Below are 15,954 nucleotides of genomic sequence, written 5' to 3'. Positions count from 1 at the left end.
CACAAAATCTCCATCTGGTTTTGTCTTTGCTAGACGCCATTGCCGCCCACCGTTACCGTCTGCGAATGAACTTTTTCCAAACACCCGACTTTGCCCGCGATATGAGACGCGGCGAAGAACCCGCTGTTGATGCGCTACTCGACCTTGCCTTTGGTGGTCCTGATGAATCGCGCCTGATCGCTGCATTGCGCAAATCGCGCGTGATTGCGGGCGAAACCGTGCTGCCGATGGATGGTCAGATCATCGGCTACTACGCGCTATCCTATATGGTGAAACCCAAGGGCTGGCTCTGCCTTGCGCCGGTGGCGATTCACCCAGATGTGCAGCGTCGTGGCTATGGCAAACGCATGATTGGCGTACTGACTGAATGGGCGCGCCTGACGAAAACACCTGTGGTCGTTATTGGTGAAGCCACGTTTTACGAAAGCGCCGGATTTTCGACCGAGGCAGCCAAGAACCTGCAATCACCCTATCATATCGGGCACACGCTGCTTGCTGGCGTTGGTGACACGCAGCCACACGAAACGCTTGTCTACCCTGCCCCGTTTGCGAACATATAAGCCATGAAGCTATTCTTGGCCGTAGCGCTAACCATGACCGCCTTTGCGGCAAACTCTGTTTTGAACCGGATCGGTGTCGCGAACTATGACATGAGCCCGATGAGCTTTGCCGCTATACGTGTCGCTGCTGGCGCTACGATGCTTTGGGCCTTGATCGGTCTACGCAGCGCACCCGCTCCAGCCATTGTATCCCCAAAACGATTGGCAGGCGCAGTGGCGCTTGCGACATATATGATCGGGTTTTCCTGGGCCTACCAAAGCCTTGACGCAGGCATTGGTGCCTTGATCCTGTTTGGTGCGTTGCAGGTCGTCATCTTTGGCTGGGCCATCATTGAGAAACAAAAGGTATCGGCCCAACGCTGGCTAGGCATGCTCACCGCACTGGGCGGATTATGCGTACTGCTTTGGCCATCAGAAGCGCGCGCCATGCCAGCCACCAGCATCCTAGCAATGGTCGCTGCCGCTGTCGCGTGGGGGGCATATACGTTGTTGGGACGACGCGAGGCGGACCCTCTCGGCGCAACCGCAAGCAACTTTCTTTTATGTGTGCCATTGGTCTGCATTGGCTTCATCAGCAGCGGCCCACTACCGTTCATGGGGATCGTCACGGCCATCGTGGCAGGCGGTGTCACCTCTGGGCTGGGTTACGCATTATGGTACCGCGTTCTGCCTAGCCTTCCCACCACCATAGCAGGGATCGCTCAATTAAGCGTTCCAGTAATCGCCGTCGCCTTTGGCGTCGTGTTCCTAAATGAAACCGTCAGCCTGAGAATGACCATCTCAGGTGTGCTTGTGCTGGGTGGGATCGCCGTTTCGCTATACGGGCAAAAATGACGCGCAGTTCCCCTTTTACAATGGCAATGCAATGCTACCTATAAACGTATGAAAACAATTGCCGCCGCCCTTAGCCTTTTCGCCACCGCTGCCCCTGCACAAGAATGTGTTGTGTTGCTGCACGGGCTTGCACGATCTGAGATGTCACTGACGCCCCTACAGATCGTCCTAGAGGAAGAAGGATATCAGGTTGTGAACCGCGGGTACCCTTCGACCGAGGCCCCAATTCAGACTTTGGTGGATGAATACGTGACCGAAGATGTCGCGGCCTGCGACGATAAACGGATCAATTTTGTGACCCATTCCATGGGCGGTATATTGGTCCGGCTTTGGTTAACTGAAAATCGCCCCGAAAACCTAGGGCGGGTGGTTATGCTGGCACCGCCAAATTCCGGATCTGAATTGGTGGACATATTTGGTGAGTTTGAACCGTTTGAATGGGTCCATGGACCTGCCGGACTCCAACTTGGCACAGAGCCTAGCAGCCTGCCCAACAGTCTTTCTTATGTGCCTTATGAAATCGGGATTATCGCGGGTGACCGCACATTAAACCCCGTTTATTCCGCCCTGATCGAAGGTCCTGACGATGGCAAGGTATCTGTCGCATCCACCCGACTGGATGGAATGACAGACCAGATCGTGCTGCCCGTCACCCATACATTTATGATGAATAACCCATTGGTGATGGAAGAAGTCCTTTCCTTCTTAAAAGAGGGAAAGTTTGACCATGACCTCAGCCTGACGGGCGTAATATTTGGGACAGAGAAGGCAGACTAAGTCGCTGCCTTAACAATCCGGTTCACGTGGCCCATTTTACGTCCCGGCTTTACTTCAGCTTTACCATATAAATGGATCGCAGCGTCAGTCAGCGCCATTTCTGGAACGCGGTCCATATCGTCGCCAATCAGGTTTTCCATCACAACGTCCGAATGCCGCGAGCCGCTGCCCAGCGGCCAGCCAGCCACCGCACGGATATGCTGTTCGAACTGACAAATCGTACAGCCGTTTTGCGTCCAGTGACCAGAGTTGTGCACGCGTGGCGCAATCTCGTTCACGATCAGACCGTTGGGCGTGACGAATAGTTCCACCCCCATTACACCAACATAATCCAGCGCGTTTAGAATATTCGCAGCCAGCAGGACAGCATCAGTACGTTGGCTTGGTGTTAGCTTGGCAGGCACGGTCGTTGTGCGCAAAATACCGTCTTCATGGACGTTCTCGCCGGGGTCGTAACAGGCAACAGCACCATCTGGGCTACGTGCGCCAATGATCGACACCTCGTGGCTAAAATTAATAAAGCCTTCCAAGATGGCGGGCGCACCTGCCATATCGGCCAACGCCTGATCGGCGTCGTCTGGCGACATGATGCGGGCTTGGCCCTTGCCGTCGTAGCCCATGCGCCGCGTTTTTAAGATCGCGGGCGTACCGATGTCAGCAATCGCTTTGGCCAAATCATCCGCGTTTGTGACATCGGCAAATGGTGCAGTTTGCAAACCTAGCCCTTGCAAGAATGCCTTTTCAGTCAAGCGGTCTTGGCTTGTTGCCAATGCCTGACGGCCCGGATGAATTGGTGCTAAGGACTCAAGCAAATCGAGCGCGCTGGTCGGGATATTTTCGAATTCGTAGGTAATGACATCGACGGACTGACCAAAGGCGGTCAGCGCATCAACATCATCATAGCTTGCGGTCGTGACAGTGTCCGCAACTTCGCCCGCTGGTGGGTTTGCACCCGGTTCAAAGATGTGTGTTTTGATGCCAAGGCGCGATGCCGCGACAGACAACATGCGGCCCAGCTGGCCGCCGCCCAAAATACCAATCGTGGCCCCGACGGGCAGCGGTTTATTCATCTGTTGGTTCATCCGGAATAGAGTCTGAAAGTGCAACGCGCCAAGCATCTAGCCGCGCAGCCAATGCGGGGTCTTGCAGCGCCAAGATACCTGCAGCCATCAGGCCACCATTCTTTGCGCCGGCCGCCCCAATCGCCATTGTCGCAACAGGAAAACCGCGTGGCATCTGCAAAATGGAATAAAGGCTATCAACACCCGACAACGCATTCGTCTGAACAGGTACACCAACGACAGGAACACGCGTCTTGGATGCCATCATACCCGGCAGATGGGCCGCGCCCCCTGCCCCGGCAATGATAACCTGCAAACCGCGATCAACCGCTGTCTTACCGTAATCCCACAACCGATCAGGCGTGCGATGCGCCGAAACGATTTTCGTCTCATAAGGCACCCCCAATTCATCGAGGACATCCGCCGCCTCTCGCATGGTGGGCCAGTCCGACTGACTACCCATAATAATGCCGACCAAAGGTTGCGTCATGCTTTTCATATCCTCGGTTTCAAAAGGAAGCGGCACTATAGCCAAGGCGGTCAAACCTGCAACGGCCTATCAGGCGATAATATCAGGCAAAATGCGGTCTTCTAGCGCGACAATACGATCTTTGAGCATCAATTTTTGTCGTTTCAACCGCTTTAACGTCAACATATCCGCCGTCGGATTTTCGTGCAGCGCCCCGATTGCAGTATCTAAGTCACGATGCTCTTGTCGCAAAACTTCCAGTTTGACGCGTAAAACCTCAATCTGGTCCATTTTTGCTGAGTTATTCATCGAAGGTGCACCCAATTTTCATTCGTTAACTGGTCTATAGATAACGGCGCAAAAGAAATCATCCAAATACTTACCCTTGATCAATTCGTCTTTGCCCCCCATATTTTTAGAAAGGTTGCCGAAATCGGGACCAAAACGCGACAGTCGCTTAATGAAGGGCATGTCTTATGACGAAATTGGCTTTGGGGACCCATCCGTTCCTGTTGGGGTTTGAACAGCTGGAAAGGTTGGTCGAACGCACCGCAAAAAGCGGAAACGACGGATACCCGCCGTACAACATCGAACAGACTTCGGATAATTCTTACCGCATCACATTGGCTGTAGCAGGATTCGCCGAAAACGATCTTGCTATTACGGTCGAAGACAATTCGTTGGTTATTCGGGGTCGGCAAGATGACGATGCCGAAGGGCGTATCTATATGCATCGCGGCATCGCGGCCCGGCAGTTCCAGCGCGCATTTGTGCTGGCCGATGGGGTCGACGTTGGCGAAGCCGTTATGGAAAACGGGCTTTTGCATGTGGATCTCACGCGCGCGGTTCCTGACCGCGTCGTACAAACAATAAATATTCGGAAAGGATAAACGCCATGGACACGAAATTCGATATCAACGAGCTGGCAACAGACATCGTATACGTAAAGCCGGTCCTTGCAGCGGACCTACCCGACGACATGCGCGATCAGATTGGCGATTTAGAAACGTTGTTTGCAGTGCATAATTCCGAAGGCGAACAACTGGCACTGGTTGCGAACCGCAAGCTGGCGTTCCACCTCGCCCGTGAAAATGACATGAACCCGGTGACGGTTCACTAAGCAAAAACAAAATAGGCCAGCCCAGTGAATGGGCTGGCCTAAAATTACGATATGCGACCAATTAGCCTTTAATCAGGCCCATGCTTTCCAGCTTCAGGATCACCTGATGCGCGCAGTTATCGACTTCGACACTTTCTGTCTCAAGGCTGATCTCAGGGTTTTCCGGCACGTCGTACGGGTCTGAAATACCTGTGAATTCCTTGATCTTGCCTTCGCGCGCTAGCTTGTACAGACCTTTACGGTCACGGCGTTCGCATTCCTCGATCGACGTTGCAACGTGCACTTCGATAAAGGCACCGAACTGTTCGATATCCTCACGAACGGCACGGCGTGTTGACGCGTAAGGCGCGATCGGCGCACAGATCGCGATACCACCGTTTTTGGTGATCTCGGATGCCACGTAGCCAATACGACGAATATTCAGATCGCGGTGCTCTTTGCTAAAGCCCAGCTCGGATGACAGGTTCTTACGAACGATATCACCGTCAAGCAATGTCACCGGGCGACCGCCCATTTCCATCAGCTTAACCATCAGCGCGTTCGCGATAGTCGATTTGCCAGAGCCAGAGAAACCGGTGAAGAACACGGTGAAACCCTGCTGCGCCCGTGGTGGACGCGTCCTACGCAGCTCTTCGACCACAGTCGGGAAGCTGAACCATTCAGGAATTTCCAGACCTTCGGCCAGACGGCGACGCAATTCAGTGCCTGAAATATTCAGGATAGTCACGTCATCCTTGTCTGCGATTTCATCGGCTGGTTCGTATTGGGCGCGGTCTTGCACATAAACCATGTGCTTAAAGTCGACCATTTCGATGCCCATCTCTTCTTGATGCTCGCGGAACAGGTCCTGCGCATCGTATGGTCCATAGAAATCTTCACCAGCCGAGTTTTTACCGGGGCCAGCATGGTCGCGACCAACGATAAAGTGTGTGCAGCCGTGGTTCTTACGGATCAGGCCGTGCCAAACTGCCTCGCGTGGGCCAGCCATACGCATGGCAAGGTTCAGCAAAGACATGGATGTTGTCGATGCTGGGTATTGATCCAGAACCGCCTCGTAGCAGCGTACGCGTGTAAAGTGATCGATGTCACCCGGCTTTGTCAGGCCAACAACAGGGTGGATCAACAGGTTTGCTTGCGCTTCTTTGGCAGCACGGAATGTCAGTTCTTGGTGGGCGCGGTGCAGAGGGTTACGTGTTTGGAACGCCACAACCTTGCGCCAGCCCATTTTGCGGAAATAAGCACGCAGTTCGTTCGGCGTGTCACGACGCGCACGGAAATCATAGTGTACGGGCTGCTGGATACCAGTGACTGGACCGCCAAGGTAAACAGCGCCCGCATGGTTATGCAGATAGTTCACCGCCGGGTGTGCCAGATCATCAGCGCCGAATACTTTTTCCGCTTCGCGCGACTTGTTTGGCATCCATTTGTCGGTGACGGTCATTGTCGCAAGGATAACGCCCTCTTGGTCACGCAAAGCGATATCTTGACCAAGTTCAACCGTTTCAGCAAATTTTTCGGTAACGTCGAGAGTGATTGGCATTGGCCAAAGCGTACCATCAGCGGTGCGCATGTTCTCAACAACGCCGTTATAATCTTCCTCGGTAAGAAAACCCTTAAGCGGGTTAAAGCCACCGTTCATCAGCAGTTCAAGATCACAAATCTGGCGCGGTGTCAGATCGTGGCTGATCAATTCACCTGCGTCGGCTTTGAGTTTCTGTGCGCTGTCGTAGGATACGTATAGTTCGGGGATCGGAGCCAGGTTCTGCGGCATGATTACTCTCTGACAATTAATATGCAATTTGAGGCGGGCATAGACCCGCGCCACGGGCATTGTCTAGCACAGCACAACAAAAAAGACAGGCGTTCGCATCTTCATCAAGCCGATAGAACCAAAGCGGCTACTAATCGTCACAAATGGACTTTGGGTCTTTCAGTTTGTATCGCTGATGAACGCGTTACCACCCCAATGATCTATCTAACGAAAAATGCCGGACATCACGCCCGGCATTTTCTTGAAATTCTATGGTAATTGGCGCTTAGTCCTGCTCGGCCAAGAACCGTTCAGCATCAAGTGCCGCCATGCAGCCCATCCCGGCAGATGTCACTGCCTGACGGTAAACGTGGTCAGTCAAGTCGCCGGCCGCGAATACGCCGGGGATAGCTGTCCGCGTGCTACCCGGTTCAACCGCAACATATCCGCCGCTATGCAGTTCAAGCTGGTCTTTGACCAGTTCAGAGGCAGGCGCGTGACCGATTGCGATAAATACGCCTTTGGCCGGGATATCCGTGATCTCACCAGTGGTCGTGTGCTTAACCTTGATCCCTTCGACGCCAAGTGGGCTGTCGGTGCCGTAGACTTCGTCAACTTCATGGAACCAAAGCGTTTCGATCTTCGGGTTCTTCTCCAAACGGTCTTGCAAGATCTTCTCGGCACGCAGTTCGTCGCGGCGGTGAATCAGGGTCACTTTGGATGCAAAGTTGGTCAGGAACAGCGCCTCTTCCACGGCAGTGTTGCCGCCACCGACCACAACGATTTCTTGACCGCGATAAAAGAAGCCGTCGCAGGTTGCACAGGCGCTAACACCGAATCCCTTGAACTTTTCTTCCGTCGGAAGGCCCAGCCATTTCGCGCGCGCACCAGTGCATAGGATCACGGCATCGGCGGTATAAACCGTGCCGCTGTCCGACTTTGCCGTGAACGGACGGTTTTGCAGGTCCAACTCAGTAATGATGTCGCCGACAATCTCGCAGCCCATCGCGCGGGCGTGTGCTTCCATGCGAACCATCAGATCAGGCCCCTGGACTTCTGTGTCACCGGGCCAGTTTTCAACTTCGGTTGTTGTGGTCAATTGGCCACCGGGTTCAATGCCTTGCACTAGGATCGGTTCCAGCATGGCGCGGGCCGCATAGACCCCCGCAGTATAGCCAGACGGACCAGAGCCGATGATCAGAACTTTGGTGTGACGCGTCTCGGACATGATTGGCCTCTTTCAAATGAATTTGCTTTGATATAGCGGTGCGCGTCCCGGGTTAAAAGACCGCGCATAGCAGGAATGCGCTGTACATTTATTACCGAACATTGAAATAATATTGCGCTGACACCCACAACTGCGTAGTATTCGGAAAAATACAGAGGATCCCCGATGCCGGGCACTAAACTTGACGAAATTGACCGAATGATTCTGGCGGAACTGCAGGCAGACGGGCGCATGACAAATGTTGAATTGGCAAAACGCGTCGGCATTTCTGCCCCGCCGTGTCTACGTCGTGTACGAACGCTTGAAGAACAAGGGTTTATCCAAGGATACCACGCAGACGTAAACGCGCGCGAACTCGGCTTTGAGGTACAGGTTTTTGCAATGGTCGGTTTGGTAAGCCAAGCCGAAATCGACCTAAGCGCGTTTGAAAAGCGCTGTGGAGGTTGGCCATTGGTCCGGGAATGCCACATGCTGAATGGCGAAGTAGACTTTATCCTGAAATGTGTGGCCCCTGATCTGCGGACATTCCAACGGTTCCTGACCGAGGAACTGACCAGCGCTGAGAACGTCGCATCTGTAAAAACGTCTTTGGTCATTCGCGGTGCAAAAGATGAACCCGGTGTTCCATTTGACGTGCTCGAAGCGCGGCTTGCACAAGAAGCCTAGAAAACAGTGTGGCAACGTAACCTTGTTGCCACACTACATTAGATCAGCACTCGAGGGTGACTTGGACCGGGTTCGGCATCAACTCTTGAGACGCACCTGTAGCCGCATCAACACCTAGACCAATCACGCCACCAACCAAGACGTTTCCAGCCAACGCAGCGCCGCCGCCATTCGCAGTTTTATGTGTCACGTTGACATTCACTGGGCGACATCCAGCTTTAGCGATCGAAACTACAAACTCTGAACGTCGCGGCATTTTAATCGCACAAGGAGTGCTGGCGCAGCTAAATCCATTGCTTGTTTGAACCTGTGCGCCAGATGGCGTTGTATTGACATTCAATACGTCATTTGTCCCACGCGTGACCGTCGCACAACCGGACACAGATACAGCAGCGCATAGAATAATAGATGGTATAAATTTCACTCAACTTTTCCTAACCTTTAATAGACGTTTTTTAGCGCCCCCACAGGCCGGCTAACCTAGTGAATGACACCGAAGCAATTCCGCCAGGCTGGAATTTCAAAAATCAATACACCCTGTAGTGGTTAAGCAACAACTCGCGCAACCAAAAAAAGGGCACCCATTTGCTTGGGTGCCCTTCCTTCACTGGGTACGTACCGTTGCGCGAACAGATGGTACGGTGCCTGTGATCCTTATTCGCCGCCGCCCAATTGATGGACATAGGCAGTAACCGCTTGAATTTCGGCTTCTGTTAGGCGCGTGCCCCAGTTAGGCATCACTCCAAAACGGGCATAGCGCACGGTTCCCTCTAGAGACGCAGTGTCTCCACCATAAAGCCAAATGGCGTCGGTCAGGTTTGGAGCACCCATATCCCTGTTTCCGGCACCATCATCGCCGTGACACGCGGCACAATTGTCATAGAAAATTACGCCACCTGTTTCGGCTAAAGCCGCATCGTGGTCTTGATTGGAAATCGCGAGCACATGCTGCACGACTGCATCAATTTCATCGCCTGACAGAATGTCATCAAACGCTGTCATCTCAGAATAGCGCGCATCCCAGTCTTCCTCGTTCCGGATGCCGTGACGGATCGTGTAGCTGATGTTTTCAAAATCACCGCCCCACAGCCAATCATCATCAAGCAGGTTAGGATAGCCCTTGGAACCTGCGGCGCCAGAACCATGGCACTGTGAACAGTTGTTGCGGAACACCGCCGCCCCGGCTGACGTTGCATATCGCATCAGATCTTCGTTGTCGGACAAGGTCGTTAAATCCGCAGCGGCCAGCTCCGCTGAAATTCCGGCGTTGGCTTCTTCAAACCGTGCGATGTCGGCTGCGACCTCGGCACGGGTTGAATAGCCTAGCACGCCGGCTGTCGCGCCGGAAATCATTGGCCACGCTGGATAGGCAATCGAATACCCAATCGCCCAAACGATGGTCATGTAAAGCGTCCACAGCCACCACCGAGGGAGCGGATTGTTCAGCTCTTTGATCCCGTCCCAGCTATGACCCGTTGTGTCGGTGCCGGTGACTTCATCAATGTCTTTTTTATCGCTGCTCATGATTGCAGCTCCTTGGCTTTTGGGGCGTCGCTGACAGGCGCTTCAGCGCTGCCCGGCTTAACTTCGTTACGAAATGGGATGCTCGCGGTTTCGGCATGAACCTTGGCGCTGCCGGGCCGAAACGCCCAAACAATGACCCCAAGAAAGAACAGCGTCATCGCCAGCAGAACCCAGCTATCGGCGAGTTGGCGTAAGAATGAATAGGTATCCATTGTCAGTACTCCTTAGCGGCTGGCGTCTGGGGTGAAGGTCGAGAAATCAACCGTCGTACCCAGCATTTGCAGATAGGCCACAAGCGCATCCATTTCAGACACGCCGGGCGCGCCGTCAAAGTTACGGATTTGCGCACCGGGATAGCGTTCAAGCAGATCATCATAAGATTCACTGTCGGGATCAATCTGTGCCAAAACATCAGATGCGGCGACCTCGATCATTTCCTCGGTATAGGGAACACCGACAATCCGATGGGTTGCAACGACGTCTGCCGCATATCCTGCGTTCACTTCGGCATCCATCAGATAGCCGTATCCCGGCATCACCGATTCAGGCACCACTGATTGCGGATCAATTAGATGATCCACATGCCAAGCATCTGAATACTTGCCGCCAACACGGGCCAGATCAGGCCCTGTGCGTTTTGAACCCCATTGAAACGGGTGGTCATACATCGATTCAGCAGCTAGCGAATAATGGCCATAGCGTTCGACCTCGTCACGCATCGGGCGGATCATCTGGCTATGGCAGACATAGCAGCCCTCGCGTACATAAATATCCCGCCCCGCCAGTTCTAGCGGGGAATAAGGGCGCACGCCTTCGACCTTTTCGATGGTGTTCTCAAGGTAGAATAGCGGTGCAATTTCTACGATCCCGCCCACAGTCACCACAAGCAGCGAGCAAACGAACAGCAAGGTTGGGCTGCGCTCTAATGCGGCATGTTTGGCCAGGAAGCCTTTGGTAGGTGTTGTATCAGACATTGTTCCTGATCCTTATTCTGCTGGGACGCCAACAAAGGCTTTTTGGCGCGCGCCACCTTTGACGGTCATAAAGATGTTCCAGGCCATGATCAGCGCACCCACTAGGTACATGACTCCACCCAAACCGCGGACGATATACATGGGCAGTTTGGCGGACACAGTGTCGGCAAAGCTGTTCACAAGAAAACCGTTCGCATCGACTTCGCGCCACATCAGGCCTTCCATGATACCGGTGACCCACATGGACGCTGCGTAAAGAATGATACCGATTGTGGCCAACCAGAAGTGCCAGTTGATCGCCGACATTGAATGCATCTGCGCACGGCCCCACAGACGTGGTGTCAAGAAATACAGTGCAGAGAATGTGATCATCCCGTTCCAACCAAGCGCGCCCGAGTGCACGTGCCCAATGGTCCAGTCGGTATAATGTGACAGGCTGTTCACAGCGCGGATCGACATCATCGGTCCCTCAAAAGTGGACATGCCATAGAACGCGAGGCTGATGACCATCATCCGAATGATCGGATCGGTACGCAGCTTGTCCCATGCCCCTTGCAGGGTCATCAGACCGTTGATCATGCCGCCCCAGCTTGGCATCCAAAGGATGATCGAAAACACCATACCCAGCGTCGATGCCCAATCAGGCAGTGCGGTATAATGCAGGTGGTGTGGACCAGCCCAGATATATAGGAATATGAGGGCCCAAAAGTGAATGATCGACAGTTTATAACTGTAAACCGGACGCCCCGCTTGCTTGGGCACAAAGTAGTACATCATCCCGAGGAAGCCCGCAGTCAGGAAAAAGCCCACAGCGTTATGGCCATACCACCACTGGGTCATCGCGTCCTGGACGCCCGCGAATAGCTGCACCGATTTACTGCCCCAGATACTGACAGGAACAGAAAGGTTGTTCACGATGTGCAGCATCGCCACGGTAATGATGAACGACAGCAAGAACCAGTTCGCAACATAGATGTGCTTTTCTTTGCGGTTAAAGATCGTGCCAAGATAAACAGCTAGGAATGCGACCCAAACGATGGTCAGCCAGATATCAACGTACCATTCGGGTTCGGCGTATTCTTTTGATTGGGTCGCCCCAAGCAAATAACCTGTCGCCGCAAGTACAATAAACAAGTTGTACCCCCAAAACACAAACCACGACAGGTTCCCGCCCCACAATCGTGCGCCGCAGGTCCGTTGCACGATGTAGAATGAGGACATGATCAGCGCGTTACCTCCAAAGGCAAAAATCACCGCACTTGTATGCAGGGGACGTAACCGACCAAAATTTCCGAAAGGTTGAAGGAATTCAAAATTCAACGATGGAAACGCCAGTTGAAACGCAATGACGACACCGACAAGAAAGCCAACGACACCCCAAAACGTGGTCGCAATGACCCCGGCCCGCACGACATCATCCATGTATCCATCGATCGGAATCGGCCTAACCGGTTCATCAGTCAGGCGCAGCGTACGCACAAACAAAAAACCCGACACCAGCATAATGATGATCGCATGCACGACGTAGGCAACATCGCGACCCCAGTTTGCGCCAATGGCCGCAATCAGGGTGATTAGCCCTAAGACGACCAGCTTAATATAGTTCTCCATCAGAGAATCCCCTTCGTTTGCCACACCCAAAATCTGATGCGACAGCTATTTATGGATTCTCTTTTGCGCGGATGTTCCGTTCGGGTCTTTGACATGGATCAACACCGAACTAACTGATTTGTATCATGCTGGGTTTACGGCACGGTTTTGCGCGAACGACCGGACCAACGATGAAATCGATCAAAGGGATGCCAACAATGGCCTATAAGATCATCTCTGTTATTCTTACGCAAAAAGAAGACGTTGACGGACTAAATGCAGCAATCGCGCTTGCCACTCGGATGGATGCGCATCTTGACATATACGCGATCACAATCAGTCATTCGGAAACAGGTGGCTATTATATGGGGGCCGAGGCAATGCTAATTGCCGACCAAACCCGCGAGGCCATCAAACAGCGTGATGCATTAGAAAAATGGGTAAATGCCGAAATGCAGGGCGAAACGGTGCGTTGGTCTTTACAAGGGGCCGCCGTACAGGGACCAGCCTTGTCAAGCTTCGTCGCCCGCAACTTGCGGTTTTCCGACCTTGTGGTAACAGCGCGTCCATACCAAGATAGCGAAGAAGTTGCCGCAATTGTCGAAGCAAGCCTTTTCGCAGCCGAACGCCCCGTTCTTATGATCCCAAAAGGTTGCACAGCCCCAGAACCAAACGGGCGCGTGATCGTCGGATGGAATGATGGAACCGAGGCGATGACAGCCATACGTGCCGCGCTCCCATTTCTGGCCGAAGCGGCCCAAACTGACATCTGCATCATCGATCCCCCCGTACGCGCCGCCGATAGATCAGACCCCGGAGGGGCGGTCGCACAGTATTTAATGCGACATGGAGCAAAGACTCAGGTTGACGTTTTGGCAAAAACAGAGCCAGATATCGCCGAGATACTGTTGCGCCATACTCGGGAGGTTGGCGCACAGATGATCGTGTCCGGGGCCTATGGCCATTCCCGCCTACGCGAAGCTGTCTTTGGAGGCACAACGCGAAGCTTGCTGGAGATGGCCGACCGACCGATCTTGATGTCGCGCTAAGAACCGCGACACACGTAGGGTGGTCGTGTTTGTGTACTGGGAGGATCACAGGTTGCGCCCACCCTCACCCGAAATCTTCGATTGTGACTTGATATAGCCGCCTTAATTTATTGCCCCGATGCGGGTTCACGGCGCAAACCCAGTCGATTTTGCCTTCCAAGGACAAACAAAACGCCTGATCTAGACGACGTGGATCATCTGGTCGGCGCAATGCATGAATGATCGCCTTGATTTGGTCGTATTGCTTGCGTGAAATATTCAAATGCTGGTTCACCACAATGCCCGTTACCGTTTGACGTTCTGAACGGTGTGTAACGCGGGTTTTGTTTGGGTTTATCACAAACCCCTCATCCGCGATTATTTGCGGAATGGCGTCTTCGAGAACACCAGTAATGCCGATATCACCTGAAAACGTCAGATCATCAGCATAGCGGCTGTACCCTGCGCCAACACTACGAGCGAGCCCTGACAATCGGCGATCCAATGTAAACGCGATCAAATTTGCCAACGCAGGCGATGTCGCCGCCCCTTGCGGCAAATGCGGCACACGCATCTGCTGACGTTGTTGCGGCGGCAAACCGACAAGCACCCGACCCGGCGTCGCAGTCGTGCAAAGCCCAGTCAATGATTGGGCAACCCAGCGTGGGTACCCTAACCGCCGGAATAACCCCAAAACCCGCTTTGATTGGATACTGGGAAAGAAGTCCCGTAAATCAAAGCGAACCACACATTCCTCACCGCAATGACGGGCAGCGCCCTGCACGCATGATCGGCCACGCACGAAGCCAAAGGCATCTGTGTGGACTGGAACCTGATCCAATATCCCATGTAGTATTCGCCGTTGAATTGACTTTAAATTAGATTTCGGTGCCTCGATGACACGTAGACCTCCAGAAGATTTGCGACGCAAACCATATAGATAATGATGCACTGGCGCATCAGGGTGATCGTTTTGCCGATTACTTATATCTGTAAAATAGGCGACCCGAGAATAATCGAGCATGAGCCAATCGGCCAGGTTGGCCTCGGTCCGCAGGTCTGGTAAATCTAACTGCGCAAATGGCGCATAGGGACGCATTTGGTCCGACTGCAGATCTGCGGCAGGCCAAATTCCCAACCGCAAACATTCGCGATGAAGACGGGCAAAAGCACCACAGTTTAACAGCCCCTTGGTAATCGCACCGTCAGTTGGCGCCACCATCACCGGTAGCAACGGAATTAAATCCGCTGCGATCAACTGCGCTTCGCGATGAAACTGCGGTGGTAAACGGCGTTGTAGCGCGCCGGTCAACTCTGGCATCGTCCACCGGCATTTCTGCAAACTAGGCGCTAAAAGGCGGGCAAGGCTGCGGCATGAACGAAAAGAGGATGACTGCAACGAACGATCTCTGCCTTTCTTGGTCGCGCATCACCCGCGCTGGGCTGCGCCCAGTAACGGTGATGCCGTGTATGCAAAGGTGGTAAGTTAGGCGGGGATGCCCCGCCCCGGTGCCGTGAAGCGCCAACCAGAGACCGCCGTTACAAACCAACCTTAGCCACGGAAAAACATGTGAACAACAGGAACCTGCCCCTAGGCGTCTTCGCCCGTTTCCGCCTTCAATGCTTCAATCTGAGGTACGGTGATGTCTCGGCGGTCGGAAAATGCGATTAGGCCTTCGCGCTTTAGTGCAGACATCTGGCGGCTCACCGTTTCAATCGTCAGCCCCAAGTAATTCGCCATTGTTTCGCGGGTAATCGGCAAAGTGAACGTTGCTTCGTCACCTGTTTTCTCCGACAGTTTCGCCATGCGGGTCGCTATCATATATAGCAGGGAAGCAATTTTTTCGCGGGCAGTTTTACGGCCTAAGACAAGCATCCATTCGCGTGCTGCATCCAGCTCATCAAGCGTCATCTCCAACAATCGCTGACCAACATGTGGCGTGTCATTGATCAGTCGTTCGAAGGGCTTTCTACGAAAACAACACAGCATAATGTCCGTTTCAGCGACAACATCGCAATCGATCGTTTCGCGATGCGGGCGCCCCATAAAGTCGCCCGGTAAGAGCAAACCCACCATTTGCACACGGCCGTCAGGCATGGTGCGCGTCAAGCTAGACACACCAGAAACAATCGAACCCACAAATTCTAATGGATCACCTGCGAAAAACACCGGCTGTCCAGCCGAGAACGAGCGGTAATATTTTATCTCTTCCAGCTCGCGCATTTCAGCGGGCTCGCATTTGGAACAAACGGCATTATACCGAATTGGACAATCGTCACACGACTTCAGCTTTGGGACAGATAGTTGCATTTTGGCGGCTCCAAGCCTTTTGGCAGACAAACCATGCCCCAGATAGCCGTATAATGCCACTC

At 53.4% G+C, this 15,954-nt stretch carries 19 protein-coding genes; 7 read left to right on the top strand and 12 right to left on the bottom strand.

Annotation, left to right across the window (positions count from 1 at the left end; genetic code table 11):
• The first annotated feature begins 26 nt into the window (after window positions 1-26).
• Genes CYQ09_RS11715 through CYQ09_RS11705 form a run of 3 tightly spaced genes read left to right on the top strand, consistent with a single transcriptional unit; the run spans window position 27 to window position 2,171 of the window.
• Window positions 27-560, top strand: a complete 534-nt coding sequence (locus tag CYQ09_RS11715; protein WP_239495929.1) for a GNAT family N-acetyltransferase — start codon at window positions 27-29, stop codon at window positions 558-560.
• 3 nt (window positions 561-563) lie between these two features.
• Window positions 564-1,394, top strand: coding sequence for a DMT family transporter (locus tag CYQ09_RS11710; protein ID WP_106745599.1), 831 nt, complete (start codon window positions 564-566; stop codon window positions 1,392-1,394).
• A 48-nt stretch (window positions 1,395-1,442) separates the two neighbouring features.
• Complete coding sequence (locus CYQ09_RS11705) at window positions 1,443-2,171, top strand: esterase/lipase family protein (RefSeq protein ID WP_106745598.1); 729 nt, start codon at window positions 1,443-1,445, stop codon at window positions 2,169-2,171.
• On the opposite strand, the gene CYQ09_RS11700 is transcribed toward CYQ09_RS11705, so the two are convergent.
• The 3 genes from CYQ09_RS11700 to CYQ09_RS11690 all read right to left on the bottom strand — a co-directional run bounded on the left by CYQ09_RS11700 (window position 2,168) and on the right by CYQ09_RS11690 (window position 4,010).
• The gene (locus CYQ09_RS11700) at window positions 2,168-3,241 is read right to left on the bottom strand and encodes a 5-(carboxyamino)imidazole ribonucleotide synthase (protein WP_106745597.1); all 1,074 of its coding nucleotides are present in this window, start codon (window positions 3,239-3,241) and stop codon (window positions 2,168-2,170) included. The two genes, CYQ09_RS11705 and CYQ09_RS11700, sit on opposite strands and share 4 nt — an antisense overlap.
• Window positions 3,234-3,722, bottom strand: a complete 489-nt coding sequence (purE, locus tag CYQ09_RS11695) for a 5-(carboxyamino)imidazole ribonucleotide mutase (protein WP_106745868.1) — start codon at window positions 3,720-3,722, stop codon at window positions 3,234-3,236. The genes CYQ09_RS11700 and purE overlap by 8 nt, the downstream gene beginning before the upstream one ends.
• Before the next feature lie 69 nt (window positions 3,723-3,791).
• Window positions 3,792-4,010: a YdcH family protein gene (locus tag CYQ09_RS11690; protein ID WP_106358090.1), complete on the bottom strand. Its 219-nt coding sequence runs from the start codon at window positions 4,008-4,010 to the stop codon at window positions 3,792-3,794.
• A gap of 167 nt (window positions 4,011-4,177) precedes the next feature.
• Between CYQ09_RS11690 and CYQ09_RS11685 the strand changes: the two genes are divergently transcribed.
• Both CYQ09_RS11685 and CYQ09_RS11680 read left to right on the top strand, forming a co-directional pair.
• Window positions 4,178-4,591, top strand: coding sequence for an Hsp20 family protein (locus CYQ09_RS11685; protein WP_106745596.1), 414 nt, complete (start codon window positions 4,178-4,180; stop codon window positions 4,589-4,591).
• 5 nt (window positions 4,592-4,596) lie between these two features.
• Window positions 4,597-4,821 (top strand): DUF1150 family protein, encoded by a 225-nt coding sequence (locus CYQ09_RS11680; RefSeq protein WP_106745595.1) that lies wholly within the window; start codon window positions 4,597-4,599, stop codon window positions 4,819-4,821.
• Between the two features lie 61 nt (window positions 4,822-4,882).
• On the opposite strand, the gene CYQ09_RS11675 is transcribed toward CYQ09_RS11680, so the two are convergent.
• Entirely contained in the window at window positions 4,883-6,592 is a 1,710-nt protein-coding gene (locus CYQ09_RS11675) for a bifunctional sulfate adenylyltransferase/adenylylsulfate kinase (RefSeq protein ID WP_239495928.1), read from the bottom strand.
• Between the two features lie 265 nt (window positions 6,593-6,857).
• Complete coding sequence (gene trxB, locus CYQ09_RS11670) at window positions 6,858-7,799, bottom strand: thioredoxin-disulfide reductase (protein ID WP_106745594.1); 942 nt, start codon at window positions 7,797-7,799, stop codon at window positions 6,858-6,860.
• 165 nt (window positions 7,800-7,964) lie between these two features.
• Here trxB and CYQ09_RS11665 point away from each other — a divergent pair, with 165 nt between their 5' ends.
• A complete protein-coding gene (locus tag CYQ09_RS11665) occupies window positions 7,965-8,465 on the top strand; it encodes an Lrp/AsnC family transcriptional regulator (RefSeq protein WP_106745593.1) in 501 nt (166 codons plus the stop codon).
• A 43-nt stretch (window positions 8,466-8,508) separates the two neighbouring features.
• On the opposite strand, the gene CYQ09_RS11660 is transcribed toward CYQ09_RS11665, so the two are convergent.
• The 5 genes from CYQ09_RS11660 to ccoN all read right to left on the bottom strand — a co-directional run bounded on the left by CYQ09_RS11660 (window position 8,509) and on the right by ccoN (window position 12,574).
• Window positions 8,509-8,889 (bottom strand): translation initiation factor 2, encoded by a 381-nt coding sequence (locus tag CYQ09_RS11660; protein WP_106745592.1) that lies wholly within the window; start codon window positions 8,887-8,889, stop codon window positions 8,509-8,511.
• A 230-nt stretch (window positions 8,890-9,119) separates the two neighbouring features.
• Complete coding sequence (ccoP, locus tag CYQ09_RS11655) at window positions 9,120-9,989, bottom strand: cytochrome-c oxidase, cbb3-type subunit III (protein ID WP_106745591.1); 870 nt, start codon at window positions 9,987-9,989, stop codon at window positions 9,120-9,122.
• Entirely contained in the window at window positions 9,986-10,201 is a 216-nt protein-coding gene (locus CYQ09_RS11650) for a cbb3-type cytochrome c oxidase subunit 3 (RefSeq protein ID WP_106745590.1), read from the bottom strand. Before CYQ09_RS11650 ends, ccoP begins: the two co-directional genes overlap by 4 nt.
• 12 nt (window positions 10,202-10,213) lie before the next feature.
• Window positions 10,214-10,963 carry a cytochrome-c oxidase, cbb3-type subunit II gene (ccoO, locus tag CYQ09_RS11645; protein ID WP_106745589.1) on the bottom strand — a complete coding sequence of 250 codons (750 nt, stop codon included), beginning with the start codon at window positions 10,961-10,963 and terminating at the stop codon, window positions 10,214-10,216.
• 12 nt (window positions 10,964-10,975) lie between these two features.
• The gene (ccoN, locus tag CYQ09_RS11640; protein WP_106745588.1) at window positions 10,976-12,574 is read right to left on the bottom strand and encodes a cytochrome-c oxidase, cbb3-type subunit I; all 1,599 of its coding nucleotides are present in this window, start codon (window positions 12,572-12,574) and stop codon (window positions 10,976-10,978) included.
• A 170-nt stretch (window positions 12,575-12,744) separates the two neighbouring features.
• Here ccoN and CYQ09_RS11635 point away from each other — a divergent pair, with 170 nt between their 5' ends.
• A complete protein-coding gene (locus CYQ09_RS11635) occupies window positions 12,745-13,602 on the top strand; it encodes a universal stress protein (RefSeq protein WP_239495927.1) in 858 nt (285 codons plus the stop codon).
• 64 nt (window positions 13,603-13,666) lie between these two features.
• On the opposite strand, the gene CYQ09_RS11630 is transcribed toward CYQ09_RS11635, so the two are convergent.
• Both CYQ09_RS11630 and fnrL read right to left on the bottom strand, forming a co-directional pair.
• Entirely contained in the window at window positions 13,667-14,902 is a 1,236-nt protein-coding gene (locus tag CYQ09_RS11630; protein ID WP_106745587.1) for a reverse transcriptase family protein, read from the bottom strand.
• Window positions 14,903-15,172: 270 nt separating this feature from the next.
• Window positions 15,173-15,892, bottom strand: coding sequence for a transcriptional regulator FnrL (gene fnrL, locus CYQ09_RS11625; protein WP_106745865.1), 720 nt, complete (start codon window positions 15,890-15,892; stop codon window positions 15,173-15,175).
• Window positions 15,893-15,954: the final 62 nt, after the last annotated feature.

It is taken from the genome of Yoonia maritima, from assembly GCF_002933395.1.
GTDB classification, from domain to species: domain Bacteria; phylum Pseudomonadota; class Alphaproteobacteria; order Rhodobacterales; family Rhodobacteraceae; genus Yoonia; species Yoonia maritima_A.
Note: the sequence above shows the minus strand (reverse complement) of the source record. Positions and strands in the feature narration are given on the sequence as shown.